The organism is Listeria valentina (genome assembly GCF_011800755.1).
Taxonomy (GTDB): Bacteria; Bacillota; Bacilli; order Lactobacillales; family Listeriaceae; genus Listeria; species Listeria valentina.
Map to the genome: position 1 here is coordinate 1 of NZ_JAATJW010000012.1, position 19565 is coordinate 19565.

The 19565-nt window shown below is 41.4% G+C and carries 22 protein-coding genes, 1 riboswitch and 1 other annotated feature; all 22 genes read left to right on the forward strand.

What is annotated here, in order from left to right; all coding sequences use genetic code 11:
- The first annotated feature begins 300 nt into the window (after nt 1-300).
- The 22 genes from HCK02_RS04840 to serS all read left to right on the forward strand — a co-directional run bounded on the left by HCK02_RS04840 (nt 301) and on the right by serS (nt 19523).
- Nucleotides 301-1050 carry a GntR family transcriptional regulator gene (locus HCK02_RS04840; protein WP_167628978.1) on the forward strand — a complete coding sequence of 250 codons (750 nt, stop codon included), beginning with the start codon at nt 301-303 and terminating at the stop codon, nt 1048-1050.
- Nucleotides 1047-1748, forward strand: a complete 702-nt coding sequence (locus HCK02_RS04845) for a GntR family transcriptional regulator (protein WP_167628979.1) — start codon at nt 1047-1049, stop codon at nt 1746-1748. The genes HCK02_RS04840 and HCK02_RS04845 overlap by 4 nt, the downstream gene beginning before the upstream one ends.
- Nucleotides 1749-1770: 22 nt before the next feature.
- The gene (locus HCK02_RS04850; protein ID WP_167628980.1) at nt 1771-2238 is read left to right on the forward strand and encodes a PTS sugar transporter subunit IIB; all 468 of its coding nucleotides are present in this window, start codon (nt 1771-1773) and stop codon (nt 2236-2238) included.
- A 21-nt stretch (nt 2239-2259) separates the two neighbouring features.
- Nucleotides 2260-3087 (forward strand): PTS mannose/fructose/sorbose/N-acetylgalactosamine transporter subunit IIC, encoded by an 828-nt coding sequence (locus tag HCK02_RS04855; RefSeq protein WP_167628981.1) that lies wholly within the window; start codon nt 2260-2262, stop codon nt 3085-3087.
- Nucleotides 3068-3889: a PTS system mannose/fructose/sorbose family transporter subunit IID gene (locus tag HCK02_RS04860; RefSeq protein WP_167628982.1), complete on the forward strand. Its 822-nt coding sequence runs from the start codon at nt 3068-3070 to the stop codon at nt 3887-3889. The genes HCK02_RS04855 and HCK02_RS04860 overlap by 20 nt, the downstream gene beginning before the upstream one ends.
- A gap of 12 nt (nt 3890-3901) precedes the next feature.
- The gene (locus HCK02_RS04865; RefSeq protein WP_167628983.1) at nt 3902-4978 is read left to right on the forward strand and encodes an SIS domain-containing protein; all 1077 of its coding nucleotides are present in this window, start codon (nt 3902-3904) and stop codon (nt 4976-4978) included.
- A 20-nt stretch (nt 4979-4998) separates the two neighbouring features.
- Nucleotides 4999-5994: an SIS domain-containing protein gene (locus HCK02_RS04870; RefSeq protein ID WP_167628984.1), complete on the forward strand. Its 996-nt coding sequence runs from the start codon at nt 4999-5001 to the stop codon at nt 5992-5994.
- 14 nt (nt 5995-6008) lie between these two features.
- Nucleotides 6009-6425 (forward strand): PTS sugar transporter subunit IIA, encoded by a 417-nt coding sequence (locus tag HCK02_RS04875; protein ID WP_167628985.1) that lies wholly within the window; start codon nt 6009-6011, stop codon nt 6423-6425.
- Between the two features lie 587 nt (nt 6426-7012).
- The gene (pbpD1, locus tag HCK02_RS04880) at nt 7013-8317 is read left to right on the forward strand and encodes a D-alanyl-D-alanine carboxypeptidase PBPD1 (RefSeq protein WP_167629021.1); all 1305 of its coding nucleotides are present in this window, start codon (nt 7013-7015) and stop codon (nt 8315-8317) included.
- Nucleotides 8318-8616: 299 nt separating this feature from the next.
- The gene (locus HCK02_RS04885) at nt 8617-8994 is read left to right on the forward strand and encodes a DUF805 domain-containing protein (RefSeq protein WP_167628986.1); all 378 of its coding nucleotides are present in this window, start codon (nt 8617-8619) and stop codon (nt 8992-8994) included.
- A 56-nt stretch (nt 8995-9050) separates the two neighbouring features.
- Nucleotides 9051-9151, forward strand: a riboswitch (guanidine-I (ykkC/yxkD leader).
- A 62-nt stretch (nt 9152-9213) separates the two neighbouring features.
- Nucleotides 9214-9555 carry a DMT family transporter gene (locus HCK02_RS04890; RefSeq protein WP_167628987.1) on the forward strand — a complete coding sequence of 114 codons (342 nt, stop codon included), beginning with the start codon at nt 9214-9216 and terminating at the stop codon, nt 9553-9555.
- Complete coding sequence (locus tag HCK02_RS04895) at nt 9555-9869, forward strand: DMT family transporter (protein ID WP_167628988.1); 315 nt, start codon at nt 9555-9557, stop codon at nt 9867-9869. The genes HCK02_RS04890 and HCK02_RS04895 overlap by 1 nt, the downstream gene beginning before the upstream one ends.
- 29 nt (nt 9870-9898) lie before the next feature.
- Entirely contained in the window at nt 9899-10033 is a 135-nt protein-coding gene (locus HCK02_RS14190; RefSeq protein WP_281348870.1) for a hypothetical protein, read from the forward strand.
- A gap of 187 nt (nt 10034-10220) precedes the next feature.
- Entirely contained in the window at nt 10221-11285 is a 1065-nt protein-coding gene (gene ulaG / locus HCK02_RS04900; protein ID WP_167628989.1) for an L-ascorbate 6-phosphate lactonase, read from the forward strand.
- 31 nt (nt 11286-11316) lie between these two features.
- Nucleotides 11317-12741 (forward strand): PTS ascorbate transporter subunit IIC, encoded by a 1425-nt coding sequence (gene ulaA / locus HCK02_RS04905; RefSeq protein WP_115753455.1) that lies wholly within the window; start codon nt 11317-11319, stop codon nt 12739-12741.
- A gap of 20 nt (nt 12742-12761) precedes the next feature.
- Nucleotides 12762-13043 carry a PTS sugar transporter subunit IIB gene (locus tag HCK02_RS04910; protein WP_167628990.1) on the forward strand — a complete coding sequence of 94 codons (282 nt, stop codon included), beginning with the start codon at nt 12762-12764 and terminating at the stop codon, nt 13041-13043.
- Nucleotides 13044-13054: 11 nt separating this feature from the next.
- Entirely contained in the window at nt 13055-13537 is a 483-nt protein-coding gene (locus tag HCK02_RS04915; protein WP_167628991.1) for a PTS sugar transporter subunit IIA, read from the forward strand.
- Between the two features lie 5 nt (nt 13538-13542).
- Nucleotides 13543-14190, forward strand: a complete 648-nt coding sequence (locus HCK02_RS04920) for a 3-keto-L-gulonate-6-phosphate decarboxylase UlaD (RefSeq protein ID WP_167628992.1) — start codon at nt 13543-13545, stop codon at nt 14188-14190.
- Nucleotides 14187-15074, forward strand: coding sequence for an L-ribulose-5-phosphate 3-epimerase (locus HCK02_RS04925; protein WP_167628993.1), 888 nt, complete (start codon nt 14187-14189; stop codon nt 15072-15074). The genes HCK02_RS04920 and HCK02_RS04925 overlap by 4 nt, the downstream gene beginning before the upstream one ends.
- Nucleotides 15047-15748, forward strand: a complete 702-nt coding sequence (gene araD, locus HCK02_RS04930) for an L-ribulose-5-phosphate 4-epimerase AraD (RefSeq protein WP_167628994.1) — start codon at nt 15047-15049, stop codon at nt 15746-15748. The genes HCK02_RS04925 and araD overlap by 28 nt, the downstream gene beginning before the upstream one ends.
- 59 nt (nt 15749-15807) lie before the next feature.
- Complete coding sequence (locus HCK02_RS04935) at nt 15808-17922, forward strand: HTH domain-containing protein (protein WP_167628995.1); 2115 nt, start codon at nt 15808-15810, stop codon at nt 17920-17922.
- A gap of 20 nt (nt 17923-17942) precedes the next feature.
- Nucleotides 17943-18167: a binding site (T-box leader), on the forward strand.
- A 69-nt stretch (nt 18168-18236) separates the two neighbouring features.
- Nucleotides 18237-19523, forward strand: a complete 1287-nt coding sequence (gene serS, locus HCK02_RS04940) for a serine--tRNA ligase (protein ID WP_167628996.1) — start codon at nt 18237-18239, stop codon at nt 19521-19523.
- The last annotated feature ends 42 nt before the right edge of the window (nt 19524-19565 follow it).

Here is a 19565-nt window from a genome sequence, read left to right on the forward strand (position 1 = left end):
TCTTATCCCTTGTTCAGTACAAAGAATTAACAGGGGGAAAGTAGTTTTTTATTCAAGTCTCATTATAGGCGTGCAGTGCCCAAGTTTGACTGGCTTTTTTGAATGTGAATGGCCTTAAAGGTTACAGATTAATTTTAGAAAAGGTATTGACTATTAAATCGAAACCGCTTACAATGATATTGGTATTTAAAAACAATAAACCTGTATCTTTTAAAAAATGATTAAACATATTTCAAGTGGTTATAAGACTTAAAAAATACGAGTTATTTGGTAATGAATACCAGGAAAGGGTGTTTGCGTATGGAGTACAAAGATTTATCACCATCAGTCCTTGGAGAAGAGAAACTTCGAGTCATTATCCAAGAAAAAACAGCAGTTGGCGCAAAAGAACTTCCGTCTGAACGAACGCTTGGAATTGAACTCGGGATAAGCCGAACCTCACTAAGGCGTTCACTTGATGTGCTTGAAAAAGAAGGCGCTATCAAGAAAAATAACCGCGAAGGCATGGAAATTAACGAGAAGCAAACTATTAATTTGTTAGCTATGAATTCGATGAGTGAGCAGCTAAATAATAAAAATCAGCAGCAATCCATCCAAGTTCTTGATAGCGGGCTAATAGCAGGACAAAAAGAAATAAATTTATTTTTACAGCTATCTGCGAGACAGAAACTTTTTGAGCTTAAAAGAAAAAGAGCCATTGATGGTCAACCGTTTATGTATGAAATTTCATATCTAAATGCTGAACAATTTTCTGGAATTGAAGCGTTGAACTTTGAAAACAGGTCGCTATATAGTGCTTTAAAAGAGCGGTTTGGGGTAACGCCTACTTATGGTCGCGAAGAAATTCGTTTTATTCGTGCGGATCAGAGTCAAGCAAAATTACTGGAAGTGCCCCTTCATACACCGCTATTTGAAATCACCAGTAAGGCGTTCGATCAAAACGATGAGCCTATTGAATATAGCAAACAATATTTAATTGGAAATCAAGTCACTTATAAAATTAATGCGACAAATATATTTGATTATTTAGAAGATGAGGAAGAACAATGAGCGAGAAAAAACCTTTATTTCAAAAAGTTGCAGACGAGTTGAAAGAGAAAATTGAACGAGAAGAATATAAGCCAGGAATGCTCATGCCCAGTGAAAAAGAATTACAAACGATTTTTTCAAGTAGTCGGACAACGATTCGCCGAGCAGTTGACCTCTTAGTAGCAGAAAAGCTTGTGATTCGTAAAAATGGCGTTGGCTTATATGTGGAACCAAAGTTAACAACGCAGAATATCTTGGAAATGACAGGTGTAATGAAAAGCGGTTCTGCCGAGTCAGCAGTTCGAGAAGTTAAAGACTTTTATATGCGCAAAGCGGGAAAATTTTATGCGCAAAAGTTTGGAATCAAAGAAAATGAATTGCTTTATTTTATTCGTCTGCTTCAAAAAAATAATGATGCACACCGGATGGAGATTTTGCTTTTGCCACTTAGTCTTTATCCCAATTTAAGGGTCAAGGATTTACAAATTGTAAGCATTTTAGAGTTAGTAAATTCTGGCAGGCAGGCACTATTTGCGCTTGAACAGGAGCTGCAACTTGTTAAAAGTACACAAGAACAAATGAAGTACCTGCAAATCGATGAAGATACACCGGTCGTCAAATTGAGTACAGTTTATTATGACGACGCAAATTCCCTAGTAGCAGTAGGCTATCGCTATGAAAATGCGATGTTAACTGAATATATGATTGACTTTAACTAATAGTTTTAGAGGAGGAAGAAAAATGATTGAATTCTTGCGAGTAGATCACCGCTTACTTCATGGACAAGTAGCCGTATCTTGGTTCGGTGCTCTGGATGTTAATACCATTTTAGTTGCTAATGACAGTGTGGCTGGGGATGATTTCCGTAAATCTGCCATCCGACTTGCGAAGCCAGACGGCGCTAAACTAGTAATGAAGAGCATTGCAGATAGTATCGAAGCGATTAATTCAGGTGTAACCGATAAATATAAGATGCTTATCGTTGTGGAATCTGTTGATGACGCTTACAAACTAATTGAAGGAGTTAACGGACAAATTTCGTTGCTCAATTTAGGTGGAACGAAGCAGCGCGAAGGAACGAAGAATTTTTCGAAGGCGGTGAACTTAACATCCGAAGAAGTAGCGAAATTAACGGAATTAAAGCAGAAGCAAATTGATGTATTCATTCAACAAGTTCCAAGTGAAAAAAAGATTTCATTTGAAGCATAAAAGAGGAGGGAAACAAAGTTCATGGAAAATAATATCATTATAGCTATTCTATTAGGGCTTACAGCAATGCTTGCTAATGCAGAATATCTATTTGGTTCCTCGATGCTGTCGCGTCCACTCGTGACATGTACCATTACAGGAATCATCATGGGAGATGTTACAACGGGGATTATCATGGGGGCAACCCTTGAACTTGCTTTTGTTGGAGCGTTTTCTATCGGAGCATCTATCCCACCAGAAATCATTTCCGGAAGTGTTCTTGGAACGGCTTTTGCCATTGGAGCAGGTGAAGGAACGGCCGTTGCACTAGCGCTTGGGATCCCAATTGCATCACTCGTTCTCATACTTAAAAACCTTTGCTTTATTTTTGTCTTACCTTACTTCGTTCATAAAGCAGATCGCTACGCAGAGGAAGGAAATTCAAAAGGAATTGACCGAATGCAGCTTTGGGGTGGATTTTTCTCCATTAACTTACCTATCGGTTTGATTGTAGCTTTTTCATTTATCGCAGGAAACGGAGTAATTAAAACTATTTTGGATGTAATTCCACAATTTGTGATTGATGGTCTTGGAATCGCGACAGGCCTTCTTCCGGCATATGGTTTTGCTTTGTTACTTAAACTGATGATCAACAAAAAAAATGCCGTGTTTTTTGCATTTGGTTTTGCACTTGCTGTCTATTTAAAAGTTCCAGTTACAGGAGTTGCTATTTTTGGAGCGTGTCTTGCGCTTATTTTAACTGGCTATGCCGCATTTAAAGATGACAAACAAACGAATCAAAATTCGAAAGATTCAGATTCGAAGCTTGCTAAAGAGGGAGGAATCGACTATGAAGATGAAGAGTTCTAAAACACTCACCAAAAAAGACTTGATGAAAGTTTTTTGGCGCTCTTTCACGATGGAATGGGCTTGGAACTATGAGCGACAATCGAACTTGGGTTATTCGTTCGCCATGATTCCAGCGCTTGATAAAATTTTTGAAGGCAATAAAGAAAAGCGAATCGCTTCTTATCAACGTCATTTAGAGTTCTACAATGTGACGCCTTGGCTTTCCACATTTCCACTTGGGATTTCTGTAGCCATGGAAGAAGAGTCAGCAAAAGATCCAGAGTTTGAAACGGATTCCATTAATAATATTAAAGTGGCGTTGATGGGTCCTCTTAGCGGGCTAGGAGATTCGTTTTTCTGGGGGACACTTCGAGTTATTGCAACTGGGGTGGGAACTTCGCTTGCTTTACAAGGAAATATTCTAGGCCCAATTTTATTCTTGCTTATTTTTAACATTCCAGCGATTGCCGCACGTTATTATGGGTTATTTATCGGATACAACATCGGCGCTGGCTTTATCGAGAAAGTACAAAAAACTGGACTGATGGCGAAGCTCTCTTATGGAGCATCCGTGCTTGGATTAAGCGTAGTTGGAGCAATGGTTGCTACGATGGTAACGCTTGAAATGCCGCTTAAGTTTGGAACAGGGAAAGATGCCGTAAGTATTCAAAGTATTTTTGATGGCATCGTTCCAGGGATTTTACCGCTGTTATTCACACTCTTTATCTTTTGGTTAGATAAAAAAGGGCTAAAAGCTCATTGGATTTTATTGATGATTGCGGCAATTGGTATCTTAGGCGCTTATACAGGTTTACTAAAATAGGTGGGTGAAAAGATGAAAAGTATGGAAGATTATATCAATCTCGAACAAACGATTTATCAAAACATTTTGCAAAACAGACATGATATTTTGCAGGAAATAACACAATTATCAGCTACGGAATTGGCTAGTTACGAGTCCATTGTTATTTTTGCAACTGGTTCCAGTTCAAATGCAGCTTTTGCAGCACAACCTTATATGGCAAGCAAATTGCAGATTCCCATTTATATTGAGGAGCCTTCTTTTGCAGCTAATTATATGATGCATTTGAATCAAAAGACACTATATATGGCTATTTCACAAGGTGGTCATAGTTACTCAACGATTCATATCGTGGAAGAAATTGAAAAATACGGAGGAACAGTCTTTACTTTGACGAGTGACCCTGAAAGTCCAATTGCGAAAACAGCGAAGCATGTGATTGGGATGGGCATGGGACTGGAAGAAATGCCTTATGTCACAGCTGGTTATAGTGCGACGATTCTCATTTTGGATTTGTTAGCGCTGGAGCTTGCGCATCAAATGAAACGACTAAACGTGGAAGACTACGAAAAGGAACTGGATGAGATGAGAAAAATCTCTTGTTTCTTGCCAGAAGTGATTGCAAAAGCTGAACAGTGGATTGAAGGATTAAAAGAAGAATTTTTAACGGCTGATCGAATGATTTTTGTCGGTTATGGAAGTACTTATGGCGTTGCGCGAGAAGGCGAGACGAAGATCACGGAAACGGTACGGATTTCTGCTTTTGGTAAAGAATTAGAAGAATACATGCACGGTCCCTATATTGGTTTAGCGAAAACGGATCGAATTTTCTTTATTGAACCTCACGGGAAACTTGAAGGTCGTGCTGAAAAATTGAAACAATTTTTGGCGGGGCACGTGGAGACAGTGTATACGATTTACGCAGATAAAGTGGAAGAAAGACAAGCTCGTGATCTGATGCTCGGTGTTCAAACAAGTGAGTATCTTGCGTCACTTTTTACTACTATCCCAGTGCATTTACTAGCTTATAAAGTTTCACAATGGAAAGGAATCAATTTGGAAATTTCAGCCTATCCAGAGTTCGACAACATAACGGGTTCAAAAATTTAAGAAAGAAAGTAGGAATGAAAATGTTGAAATTTGACGAACAAGCGATATTAAAAAATATGGAAGGTGCGCTGAAACTTCGACCGCAAATCAATGAAGTTGTGGATGCAATTTATGAACGTGGGTTTCAAAATGTATGCTGGCTTGGAATTGGTGGTACTTACGCTTCGGCGATGCAAGCTGTTGTTCATATGAAAGAAAAATCAAGCATGGAAATTTTTTATGAAAATGCCGCTGTTTTTTTAACAACAGGAAATAAGCGAATTACGAAAGATACATTTGTGATTATTTCTTCAGTTACCGGAAGCACTGAAGAAGTTGTGGCTGCTGTTAAAAAATGTAACGAAATCGGTGCGACAGTACTAGGCTTTATTGATGAAAAGGAAGCGGCCCTTGCTGGTATGGTAGACCATTTGATTTCTTATCCGCTAAATGAACAATTGAAGTTCTTTATGGTGGGAGACCGTTTGATGCAACTTGCTGGTGAATTTGAAGATTATGAGGAATTCTACGCAGAAATGGATGCTCATTTTGCAAAGGGTATTGTTGAAGTGGAAAAAGCAGCTGATGAATTTGGAAAAAATTTCGCAGAAGCTCACCATGACGATGATATGCATTATTTTGTTGGGGCGGGAAACCAGTGGGGAGCGACTTATTCTTATGCAATGTGTTATTGGGAAGAACAGCACTGGCTCAAGACAAAATCAATTGAAGCGCATGAGTTTTTCCATGGTATGTTTGAAATTGTGGAGCGCGACACGCCGGTTACGATTTATGTGACAGAAGATAGCCAGCGATCATTGAGTGAAAGAGTAGTGAATTTCATTCCACAAATTTGCGGAAATTACACCGTTATTGATGCTAAAGACTATGACGTACCCGGGATCTCAGAAAAATTCCGAGGAGCACTTTCGCCGTTTATTCTTCATGCAGTAAACAATCGGATTGATGTACACATCGAAAGAATTAACCGCCACCCAATGGAAATCAGACGTTATTATCGTCAATTGAAGTATTAAGGAGTGTGGCAAATGTGAAAGCAGTTTTTGTTTGTATGCACGGGAATGCTGCACGTGAATTGATTCAATCAGCTGAAATGATCTGCGGGGAACAAGAAAATGTCGGATATACATTTTTTGATACAGGGGAAACGCCAGAAGATCTAGCCGTTAAAATTGAACATGCAGTAACCAAGCTAAATGTAGATGAAGGGATTTTATTTTTGACAGATTTAAAAGGAGGGACTCCTTTTAATGTTTTAGTTAGGAATCTGGATAAGTTTGTGCAAGCGGAGCTTTTAACAGGCGTGAATATTCCGATGCTACTCGAAGCTTTAATCAGTCGCGGTTTATTTTCACTAACAGATTTGGCAAATCAGGTACTGGAGACAGGGAAACTTGGGATTTACCGCTATGAAGAACCAAAAAAATTTGAAGATGATGATTTTTAAATGGAACGAGAGAGCTTTCAAGGAATTTTCTTTGAGAGTTACTCTCGTTTTCTGCTACACTGAAAAAAGAATGAAGCGAATAGGTGGAGAGATATCAATAAAGTAGACATAAGATGGGTGTCAATAGAAAAGTGGAACACTAATTTCTAAAGTGTGACTCCACTCCTAAATGTTGATGTGTTTGGAAAGTTTTATATAAAAATATCTAAAATAAACAGAAAAATCATATAGGTATGAAGGCTTATTTTTTTGCTAATATATTAAATAGTTTCAGGATGTTACATGTGAATGTTTTTCCCCTTTCTAGGTGTAATCTACACCCAATTCTAAGTTCAAGAAAAAAAGAGAAAGTAAACCCCGGAAATCCACTGAATATTTTGACCTAGGATATTTGAATGATAAATGAGTTCGATTTATGCCGATCATCTCCTATACGTTGCCTTTTATTCATGTTAAAATAAATCCATGTGTAAATAAAAATGACAAAATTTGAAATGAATTGAATAACTGGCTGTTGCAAAGAAGCAGCTTTGAATAAAGGAGAAGGTATTTTGAAAAAATTATGGAATAAAATCGGCGCTGTCGTTATGGCAGGAACTTTGGCAATTTCTGGACTTGTTTTTGCACCAAATTCAGCGGCTGCGGCAGATGCGCCAACAATTAATGCAAACGGAGCGATTGCAATCGAAGAAAGCACCGGGAAAATTCTTTATTCAAAAGATGCAGACAAGATGATGGGGATTGCTTCGATGACGAAAATGATGGATGAATATATTCTTTTCGAGCAAATGGATGCGAAAAAAATCAGCTGGGATGACAAGGTGAAAATTTCCGAGTACGCTCACAAAATTTCGCAAGATACTTCCCTCTCAAACGTGCCTTTACGTGAAGGAGAAGAGTACACTGTGAAAGAGCTTTATGAAGCGATGGCGATTTATTCGGCGAATGGAGCGGCGATTGCTCTTGCTGAAAAAATGGCCGGTTCGGAAGGCGACTTTGTGAAAATGATGAACAAAAAAGCCGAACAACTCAAACTTGGTGAGCACCATTTTGTCAATTCGACAGGCTTGAACAACTCGGATTTGAAGGGCATGCAGCAAGTTGGCGATAAAAATGATGAAAACAAAATGACTGCAAAGGGCATGGCGAAACTTGCGCAACACTTGATTCAAGACTATCCTGAAGTTCTCAAAACAGCGAGCACAACGAAAAAAGATTTCCGCCCTGGAACATCTGACCGAATTGCGATGAGCAACTGGAACTGGCTGCTTCCGGGACTTATTTATGGTCGCAAAGGTGTAGATGGACTGAAAACCGGAACGACTGATTATGCTGGAATGTGTTTGACTGCAACAGCCACTCAAAATGGCATGCGCGTAATTACCGTTGTCCTTCATGCTAACGGCGGAAAAGGCAGCGGTCAGCACAACAGTGCGCGTTTTGACGAAACCAATAAAATGCTCGATTATGCATTTGATAACTTTAAGCTAGAAGAAGTTCAGAAAAAAGGCAGCAAAATTAAGAAACCAGCCTCAGCAAAAGTAGAAGATGGGAAAGAAAGCACAGTTTCACTCACAGCAGGAAAAGACGTGTCACTTGTCGTGCCGAATGCGGCGGGTAAGCCAAAAGTGGATACAAAAGTCACGCTAAAAAATAAAACCGTAACAGCACCTGTGAAAAAGGGAGATAAGCTTGGAACAATGTCGCTTTCGCTTAAAGGCGGAGACAACCTTGGTTATGTAGATGGCAAACAGTCAGCAAGCATTCCCGTTTTAGCGGGCGAAGATGTGGAAAAAGCAGGCGTCTTTTCGCGTTCTGCAAAAGCAGTGGGCGGCTTCTTCCAAGGAATTGGAAACTATGTGGTAGATGGCGTGAAAGGCTGGTTCAACTAAAAATTTAAAAGCCACTTTTTAGTGGCTTTTATTTTGGAATGAATAGCGAGAATCAGTTGTTCTTTTATTAGACAGGTGAAAATTTACAGCAGGAATAGAAGAGCAAGGCATGATTCTATTTGAGTAGACTGCTAGGCTCTTTTTATGGCTAAATCATTGGGAAAACTATCCAACGAGCATTTTTCGAATGGCTCATAGATAAATTTCGGTTTCGCGACCGAACTAGGCAGCAAGGCAGAAAATATGGGAAAATAAAAAAGATAAATGCAACTAGAATTGGACGAAAGGAAAATGAAGAAATGAGTTTTGGACAGGCCTTTGTGACTTTTTGGAGAAACTATTTTAATTTTAAAGGAAAAGCTACGCGAAGTGAGTTTTGGTATATAGCTTTGTGGATTGTGCTAGTGATGTTCACTTTATACGTTACTTTTCCGCTAGCGGCAACCATCTTTGAAATTATAACTTTTTTCCCGCTTCTTACCCAGTTTTTTAGAAGAGCTAGAGATGCGGGACTTAGTAAGAGTTTTATTGCGTTTTTCATTTTAACAGGTTTCTTGGTAGAAGTAGCAACATATATGCCGAAGTTTGAAGACTCGATTGTACTTGCAGTTGTTTTAGTCCTATATCTTATAGTTGTAATTTTTGTTGGCGTGAAGCCATCAAGAACAACCGAATAGACTAACATTGCGTTTTTTTTATAATTGTGTATAATATTACTTAATAACAAAATAACTTAAAGGTTTTCTAGGGTTCCGCAGCATTTTTGCTGGGCTGGTCCGAGAGAAAACTCATCGTTTTTTGGCGATGTCACGGAAGGATAAAAGCCTGGGAGAAACTGATTAATCTATCAGTTGTCTCCCAGGCTTTTTTATATTCAAAAATTGGAGGTTTTTAAGGTGAATGCAAATTGGATTAAAGTTTTTATCGCAGTAATTTTCGAAGTTTTTTGGGTGATTGGGCTTAAACATGCAACAGGTACAGTGGAGTGGATAGGAACCATCATAGCAATCATTATTAGCTTCTCCCTCATGATTATGGCAGGGCGTAAATTACCAGTTGGAACAGTTTATGCCATTTTTGTCGGACTTGGAACAGCAGGAACCGTGTTTTCAGAAATTCTCTTTTTCGGAGAACCGTTTAAACTGGCTAAAGTACTACTTATTTTACTGCTTTTGGCTGGTGTGATCGGACTTAAACTCGTGACAAAAGATCAAACCACAAAGGAAGGTGAAGCATAATGGCTTGGCTAGCGTTGATTATGGCAGGGATTTTTGAAATGTTCGGAGTGCTAATGATTAATAAATTACACAAAGATCAAAATCTGCGAGCTTTTTTGTTACTGGTTCTTGGATTTGGCCTTAGCTTTGTTTTCCTCGCTTACGCGATGAAAACAATCCCGATGGGAACAGCTTACGCCATTTGGACGGGAATAGGCGCCTCTGGGGGAGCTATTCTTGGCATGCTGTTTTATCATGAATCGAAAGATTGGAAGCGTCTCGTATTTATCGCAGTGGTTCTAAGCGCGGCTATCGGGCTTAAACTTGTATCCTAATAAAATCAAAACCCTAGCAAACGGGAGATATGCTTCTAACATTTGATTTGGCAAAACTGCAAGAAAAAGGCTGTGACGTCACGACTCCAGTTGGTGTAACGAATTCAGCGCAAAAAGAAATCCGCTTGAAAGCCGAAACGGACTTGCCTGTAGAATTTGCTTGAGAGAAAAGTAATTCACGATCTATGATGAAAGTAAGCAAGCCGAATTGGAAGTAACACAATTGGATAAATATAAAACAGACCACCTCCGCACAGTTTTAGTGTGGCAAGGTTGGTCTGTTTTTTGTTGGCAAGCTTTCTTATTATAAAAATATAAAGCGCTTACTTTTTAGGAAGAGGAGAGAAGAAAATGAGTCAGATTAACGAAGTAACACGTGAAAATTGGATTTTATCAACCTTCCCAGAATGGGGAACTTGGTTAAACGAAGAAATTGAAGCGACACAAGTTGAAAAGGGTAGTTTTGCCATGTGGTGGCTGGGTTGCACAGGGATTTGGCTAAAGACACATGAAGATACGAACATTTTGTGTGACTTATGGTGCGGAACAGGGAAGCGCACGCACGGGAACGGCAAGATGAAAAACGGGCATCAAATGCAGCGAATGAGTGGTGTTCGGAATTTACAGCCGAATTTGCGAACGCAGCCGTTTGTGATCGATCCATTTGCTATGCAAGGAGTTGACGCGCTTGTTGTAACCCATATCCATTCGGATCACTTGGATATTAATACGGCAGCCGCGGTTCTTCAAAATAGTTCGGAAAGTGTTCCCTTCATCGGACCGAAAGAAGTCGTGGAAACTTGGATTGGCTGGGGAGTTCCGAAAGAAAGATGCGTTGTTGTGAAACCTGGGGATGTGGTGCAGGTGAAATCTGTGAAGATTACGGCGCTTGAAGCCTTTGACCGGACGGCGCTTGTCACGGCTTCGGAAGGCGAAACATTGGCAGGCAAGCTGCCGCAGGATATGGATCAAATTGCGGTCAACTATTTGTTTGAAACATCTGGAGGCTCGCTTTACCACGCAGGGGATTCGCATTATGCCAACCAGTTTGCTCGCCATGGAAATGAACACAAAATCGACGTTTGCCTAGGGGCGTTTGGAGAGAATCCGCGTGGCATTACAGATAAAGTGACCTCAATTGATATGTTGCGCATGGCGGAATCCCTTAATGCGAAAGTAGTTATCCCCGTTCACTATGACATTTGGTCCAATTTTGCAGCGGATCCAAAGGAAATTTTGACACTTTGGAAAATGAAAAAAGACCGCTTGCAATATCAATTTAAACCTTTTATCTGGCAAGTTGGCGGCAAGTTTACCTATCCAAATGACCAAGACCGGTTGGAATTCAATTTTGATCGCGGCTTTCACGATGTGTTTACCACGAATCCAGATCTTCCTTTTCCTTCGTTTTTATAAAATCAGCAAGTAAAAAGGAGCAGAGACTAGAATGAATATTTTATTAAGCTGTTTTGAATGGTTTGCTAATAATATTTTGCAGAAACCCGAGTTTTTCATCGGAATTATCGTTTTTATCGGCTACTTACTACTTAAAAAGCCCATTTATGAATGCTTTGCTGGATTTGTAAAGGCAACCGTTGGCTACATGATTTTAAATGTTGGGGCGGCCGGGCTTGTATCCACTTTTAGACCCATCCTTGCAGGACTAAATGACAGATTTCACTTGGATGCCGCGGTTATCGATCCGTATTTTGGCTTGAACGCAGTCAATGCGGCGATGAAATCCATCGGTCTGACCACTTCATGGACGATGATTGCGCTACTTGTCGGATTTATCCTTAACATTTTGCTTGTGCTATTCCGCAAATTTACCAAAGTAAGGACGTTATTCATCACAGGGCACATCATGGTTCAACAAGCGGCTACAGTTACATGGATTGTGTTCTTTATTTTCCCAGAATTCCGCAATGTAACGGGAGCCATCATGGTGGGCATCCTAACAGGACTTTACTGGGGCGTAACCTCCAATTTGACGGTTGGCCCTACCCAGCGCTTAACGGGAAATGCAGGGTTTGCTATTGGACACCAACAAATGATCGCTGTCTGGTTAACCGATAAGGTAGCGGGAAAACTCGGCGACAAAGATAAAAATCTCGATAATATCAAATTGCCAAAATGGCTCTCGATTTTTCACGACAATATTGTGGCAACCGGAACGCTAATGTTACTTTTCTTCGGGACGATCATGGTTATTCTTGGCGAAGATTATATGCGCAGTATCAATCCTGAATTCACGGCAACAACTTCATTCCCAATGTATATTTTGCAGCAATCGCTGATGTTCGCTGTTTATCTCGCGATCCTGATGCAAGGGGTTCGGATGTTTGTTGCGGAACTCACAAACAGTTTCCAAGGGATTTCTAATCGGATCTTACCGGGAGCGCTTCCGGCGGTGGATTGCGCGGCGACTTACAATTTTGCCCCGCCAAATGCGATTTTATTTGGTTTTATTGCTGGCGCTATCGGGCAATTTATCACGATTCTTGGCTTGATCGTTTTCAAATCACCAGTGCTCATTATTACTGGCTTCGTGCCCGTGTTTTTCGATAATGCGACGATTGCCATTTACGCCAATAAGCGTGGTGGAACTCGTGCGGCGCTGATTTGTTCATTTGTTTCGGGCGTTCTCCAAGTAGCGATTAGCGCCTTTGCTGTCATGTTCGTTGGGCTTTATAAGTTCGGCGGCTGGCACGGAAACATCGACTTTGAACTTTACTGGCCATGGGCAGCAGTAATTATGGATAAACTGGGTGTTATCGGTTATGCGATTCTGGTCATTTTGTTTTTATTGGTGCCGATTTTGCAATACAAACGCGCGAAAAGCAAAGAAGCTTACGAACAAGGACTTGAATAAAATTAGAGGAGGAATTCAAGATGTTAAAAGTATTAGCGGCATGCGGGAATGGAATGGGATCGAGCATGGTCATTAAAATGAAAATTGAAAAGGCACTTCGAGAAATGAATGTGGCAGACTTTACAGTGGATTACTGCAGTGTCGGCGAAGCGAAATCACAAGCGGCAAGTTATGACATCGTTGTCGCATCCAAACATTTGATTCATGAACTGGATGGACGCACAAACGGGAAATTGCTTGGGCTAGAAAACTTGATGGATGACACGGAAATCAAATCAAAACTAGCAGAAAGTCTTGCATAGGAGGGATTCAGATGAGTTCGGTTTCCTTAAAACAATCGCTTGTCGATAACCATTCGATCCGACTTAACGAAACAGCCGCGACTTGGCAGGAAGGCGTTTTGAAGGCTGTGGCACCGCTTGTCGAAAGCGGTGCCGTTGAACCGAGATACGGCGAGGCGATCATCCGTTCAACAGAAAAATTTGGTCCTTATTACGTTTTAATGGAAGGAATGGCGATGCCGCATGCAAGGCCCGAGGACGGCGTTTGTCGTGATGCTTTTAGCTTGATTACCCTCGAAAAGCCCGTGTCATTCTCAGATGGGAAACGAGTGGAAGTACTTTTGGCGCTCGCCGCAACTTCAAGCGATATTCATACAGGCATTGCGATTCCGCAGATTGTAGCGCTGTTCGAAATAGAGGGGATTATTGAAAAATTACAAGCGGCAAGAAACGCGGAGGATGTCTTACACCTAATTGACGGGGCGGATGTTTCCAAGTATTTAAGTAAGGAGTGAAGAAGATGGCAATTCCAAATTTACAAGTGGCACTCGATCAATCGAGTTTAAGTGAAGCGCTCAAAACGGTAAGAAAAGTGGGCGAGGAAGTTGATATCATTGAAGCCGGAACAATTCTATGTTTGGCGGAAGGAATGCAAGCGGTGAAATGCTTGCGGGCACTTTATCCAGATAAGATTGTCGTTGCGGATACGAAATGTGCCGATGCAGGTGGAACGGTTGCAGGCAACGCAAGCGATGCGGGGGCGGACTGGATGACCGTGATTTGTTCAGCGACAATCCCGACGATGAAAAAAGCGGCCGAGCAAGTATCCGAACTACAAGTGGAACTTTATGGGAATTGGACTTACGAAGATGCGGAACAGTGGCTTGAAGCTGGGATTTCGCAGGCTGTGTACCATCAAAGTCGGGATGCGCTTTTGGCTGGGGAAACTTGGGGCGAGAAAGATTTGACACGCGTTAAAAAGCTAGTCGAAATGGGCTTCCGGGTTTCTGTTACAGGTGGTCTTGAGAAGGCAACGCTGCAATTATTTGCTGGTGTAGATGTGTTTACATTCATTGCTGGGCGTTCGATCACGGAAAGTGCGGATCCAAAAGCGGCTGCCCGTGAAATGAAAGAGGAAATGCGGCGGATTTTTGGTGGCACAAAATGAAACAGCCGACTTTTGGGATTTATGAAAAGGCCTTGCCGAAGCACTTTTCATGGCAAGATAAATTTGCTTTAGCGAAAGAACTCGGATTCGAATTTATGGAGCTTTCGATTGATGAATCTGATGAGCGGCTTGCGCGGTTAGATTGGTCACGGAAGGAACGTGAAGAATTTCGGCAATTCAGTGTTGAATCAGGCATCCGAGTCCCTTCAATTTGTTTAAGCGGACACAGACGTTTCCCGCTAGGTTCAAACAAGCAGGAAGCTCGTGAAGCGGGGCTTGTCATGATGAAAAAAGCTATTGATCTCGCGGCGGATCTTGGCGTGCGTGTGATTCAACTGGCGGGATATGATGTGTACTATGAGGAGAAAAGTATCTTAACGCGTGCGTATTTCATTGAAAATTTGCGTTTGGCACTTGACTGGGCTGCCGAGAAACAAGTGGTGCTCGCGATTGAAATCATGGATGATCCGTTTATCAATTCGATTACCAAATATTTGCGGATAAAAGCTGAACTGGGATCTTCTCCGTGGCTCAAAGTCTATCCAGATATTGGGAATCTATCGGCTTGGCCGGAAAATGATGTTGGCTTTGAACTGGCGGAAGGAATGGCCGAAACGGTAGCGATTCATTTGAAAGATACACTTCAAGTGGATGGATTATTTCCCGGGAAATTTAAAGAGGTTCCGTTTGGTACGGGCTGTGTGGATTTTGTTGGGGCGTTTAAGTCGCTTCAAATGCTGCATTATGCGGGGCCATTTTTGATTGAAATGTGGAGTGAATCAAGTCCTGATTATTATGAGGAATTGGTTGCGGCAAAGCGTTTCATTGAAGAAAAGTGGAAGGAGGCAACGGCAACATGGATGAAAAGCGAATCGCTGAACTAAAACAAGCGGTTTATGAGGCTAATATGGCACTTCCTGAAGCAGGGCTTGTTAAATTGACTTGGGGAAATGTTAGCACGATCGACCGCGATGAAGGTGTGATTGTGATTAAGCCGAGTGGGGTTCCTTATGCGGAGATGGCGCCTAGTCAAATGGTGGTGACGGATCTCGAAGGGAAGCCGTTTTCTGGGCAGCTCAAGCCTTCATCTGATTTGGCTACGCATGTGATTTTGTATCAGAACTTTGAAGGGATTGGCGCGGTGGTGCACACGCATTCGAAATGGGCGGCAAGTTTTGCTCAGGCGGGAAGGTCGGTTCCAGCTTATGGGACGACACATGCAGATGCTTTTTATGGCGAGGTGCCGTGCACACGGCAGCTGACGGAAGCGGAAATTACGCGTGACTATGAAGGTGAAACGGGGAACGTTATCGTGGAGACTTTCCGGGGGAACCAAGTGGATGTGGCCGCCGTTCCTGGCGTCGTGGTTCGCGGACATGGCCCGTTTTCTTGGGGAGAAGATCTTAAAAAAGCAGTTGAAAATAGTATTATTTTGGATGAGGTTGCGCATATGGCGCTTTTGACGGAGCTGCTCGGTGGGAAGGAAACGATACCGGACTATTTGCTTGATAAGCACTATTACCGCAAGCACGGCGCTAACGCTTATTATGGGCAGTGAGACGGTTTTCAAATGAAAGAAATTCTGATAAGCTCGAAATAAAAGAGGTGCGGAATAAGATGCGGATGCTAGATACTCGTTTTTATTTGTTTTTAAAGCAGTTGGTGGAGCAAAAAGAATTTCAAAGTATTTCTTCACTTGCACGGATGTTGGGCTTTTCTCGGCGAACGATTTATCATTATTTAGAAAAAGGCAATTATTTGTTGAAGCAAGAAGGGATTGAACCGCTTGAAAGTGTCTCGGGGAAGCTTAGCCTATCCGCCAAGCAAGCGGCAGCAATTGAAAACTGGCTGAAGCAGGCAAGTGAAACGAAGTATCTACTAAAAGCGGAAGAAAGAAGGCAACTTATACTCGCGTTACTTTTAGTGGAAAACCGCAAGTGGCAGCTAAGCTCATTGCAGGTTGTGCTTGATGTTTCGCGCAATACGATTTTAAAGGATATTCAAATTTTGAAATCGCAGTTGGTAAAGCAAGGATTAGAAGTGAAATCAACGAAAGCTCGGGGTTACTTTATTTCGACGTTAGAAATAAAGCGCCGCGAGCTGCTTTACGATTTTGTTTACCGGATTGAAATGGAACGAAATGATCCGCTTTACGCTACTTTGCTTGAGTTGCTGCTTGGGGATGCGACTAGAAATGAGCAGGAATTTCTTGCGAAAGCTCGGTGCGCGGTTGAGACAGCGGAAGAAATTTTAAGCAAGAAACTGTCGGAACAAGATTTGCGGATTTTAATCAAAGCCATGCAGCTTTACCAGATTCGCGTGAATTCAAGTCAGCCGTTTTACTGGGAAGCGATTGACCGAGCTTTGATTCATGAACGGCTAGAGTTTACAGCAGCAAAGGCTTTGCTTGATGGGGTTCCAGAACTGTCTCGACCAGAAGAATATCAAGTGGAACAGGAATATTACGGAGCTTTGTTGCTTTGCTTAGATAAAAATGAAGATGCGCACTTTCAAAGCGTGCCTTTCGGGGAGCTGCTTCAAATTTCTGAGCGGATCATTCGGCTGTTTGAAAAGATGATTGGTCTTTATATCAAACAAAAAGAAGAATTGACGGAGCATATCCAAACTTATATTAAAGTCTTGTTTTATCGTCACCAGTTTCAAATGGAGTTGCCGGCGTACTCGCTTGATACCGTGAGCGAGCAATTTCAAAAAGTTTTTGGATTGACGAAAAAAGTCATGCAACTCATGGAACAAGATATTCTTTATAAACGTTATTTTAGTGCAGCTTTCAAAAATGAAGAATTAGCGCATCTGGCAGTTTTTTTCGAGGAAGCGATTGTCAAAGAACAAACTGACGTGAGCATTTCCAAGGTTTTGATCGTATCGGATTATTCAGATGTTCTTAATTCGCTTTTAAAAACGCAAGTGAAACAGTTGCTTCCTGAAGTCATGCTCGTTGGTGCTTTTTCAAGTGAGGATGCCCGTTATTTTCCGGAAAAAGTGAATTTTTGCATTGCTACGGATCCGAGTTATTTTCACTTTACGGGGCAAACGATACATGTTCCGGTGATTTTAACGGAAAGCGCGAAAAAGAAAATTTTGCAGGGCTATAAAAATGGAGAAGCGAAGCCAAGAAAACGAGTTCAGCTTAAACAAATTTTAAAGCAGCAAGCGGGGCTTGAAGAAGTTTCTGAGCGTTTATTAAATCAAATTGAAAGTCTTTATGGGGAGATTTCTGAAGAAACGGTTGTAAAGCATTCTGAAACGACAAAATTAGAGACTTTTTTAGCCGATTCGGAATTTGCACAAACTGAAACAAAGGCGAGCTCCATTACAGAGGTGATTCGAACACTTAAGGAGCCATTACTCGAGCGCAAGTTCGCACAGGAAAGCTACTTTGAACGCTTACTCATGGAAATGGAAGCACACCGGACCGCTTTGATTTATCCAAAAGTCATGTTGATTTTAACAGACTACCGCTTTGGATCGTTTCGGGCTGGCGTAAGTTTATTGTATTTAAAAGAATCGGTTGTGTTTACGGAAAATGAGGAAGTAACGTTATTTGTTCTCATCACAACGGAAGAGAGAATGACGCATGTCCCTCTTTTATTTGAACTCGATCATTTGCTTCAAAATGGCTTTTTGGATGCTCTTAAATCCGGCTATACGATGTTCGAAAGTTTCTTGCTGGGAGAAAAAGGGGTTGCGAAGTCTGAAAATATCGAGTAAACTGGAGTTAATATAAAAACAAGAAAACGTTGACAAGAGCTAGTAGCAATTTTTGAGCTTAAAAGAGAGCAGGTGGCTGGTGAAAACCTGTAGCTGAAATTTGTGAATCCGTCTTGGAGTGAATGGTGGAACGCCTGCTTTGGCAAGTAAGTCATTCCGGTTTCGGGGCCGTTAATCCTTAAGTGAGCTGGGGGTCAAATGATCTCAATCAGGGTGGCAACGCGGATACAACTTCCGTCCCTTTTCTGCATAGTTAGTGCGGGGAAGAGACGGGAGTTTTTTGTTTTTTAGCTTAAATAAAGGAGGAAAAACGAATGTTAGATGTAAAATTGTTGAGAAATCATTTTGATGAAGTAAAAGCGAAACTCGCACATCGCGGGGAAGATCTTGGTGAATTTGAAAAATTTGGAGAACTTGATGTGCGCCGTCGTTCTTTAATTCTTGAAACGGAAACGCTTAAAGGGGAACGAAATCGTGTTTCAGAAGAAATTGCTGTCCGCAAGCGGAATAAAGAAAATGCAGATGAGAAAATTGAAGAAATGCGCGTAGTTGGGGATAAAATTAAAGCATTTGACCTCGAATTAAAAGAAATTGATGATAAGCTAAACGATATTTTGATGTCGATTCCGAACATTCCACATGAATCAACACCAATTGGGGATTCGGAAGATGATAATGTCGAAATCCGCAAATGGGGCGAGCTGCTGAACTTTGATTTCGAAGCAAAGCCGCACTGGGACCTTGGCACAGATCTAGATATTTTGGATTTTGAAAATGCCGCGAAAGTCACAGGAAGTCGTTTTGTTTTTTACAAGAAACTAGGGGCGAGGCTTGAACGCGCTTTGTTAAACTTTATGATGGACCTACATTCAGAGGAACATGGCTACGATGAAATGCTACCTCCTTACCTTGTAAATCGGACGAGCATGACAGGTACCGGACAACTGCCAAAATTTGAAGAAGATGCCTTTTTAGTAGAAAAAGAAGATTATTTCTTGATTCCAACCGCAGAAGTGCCCGTAACAAATTACCATCGTGATGAGATTCTCAATTTAGAAGATTTACCAAGAAAATACACAGCTTTCAGTGCATGCTTCCGTTCAGAAGCTGGTTCAGCTGGCCGTGATACACGCGGACTTATCAGACAGCACCAATTCAATAAAGTGGAGCTTGTCCAATTTGTTAAGCCAGAAGATTCCTATGAGGCGCTTGAAAAATTAACAAACAATGCAGAAGAAGTATTACGTCGCTTGGAACTTCCATATCGTGTGCTTAGCATGTGTACAGCCGATTTAGGCTTCACGGCTGCTAAAAAATATGATTTAGAAGTTTGGATTCCAAGTTACGGCACATACCGCGAAATTTCATCTTGCAGTAACTTTGAAGCATTCCAAGCTCGCCGCGCTAACATCCGTTTCCGCCGTGAGAAAAATGCAAAACCTGAGTTTGTGCATACGCTAAACGGATCGGGCTTAGCCATCGGACGGACAGTAGCAGCCATTTTAGAAAATTACCAAGAAGCAGATGGTTCTGTGCGAATTCCGAAAGCATTGCAAGGATATATGGGTGGTATCACAAAAATTGAAGCACCAAAAGCTTAAATGAACTTAAAAACAGGTCAAGCGCGCTGATAGTTTCAGCGG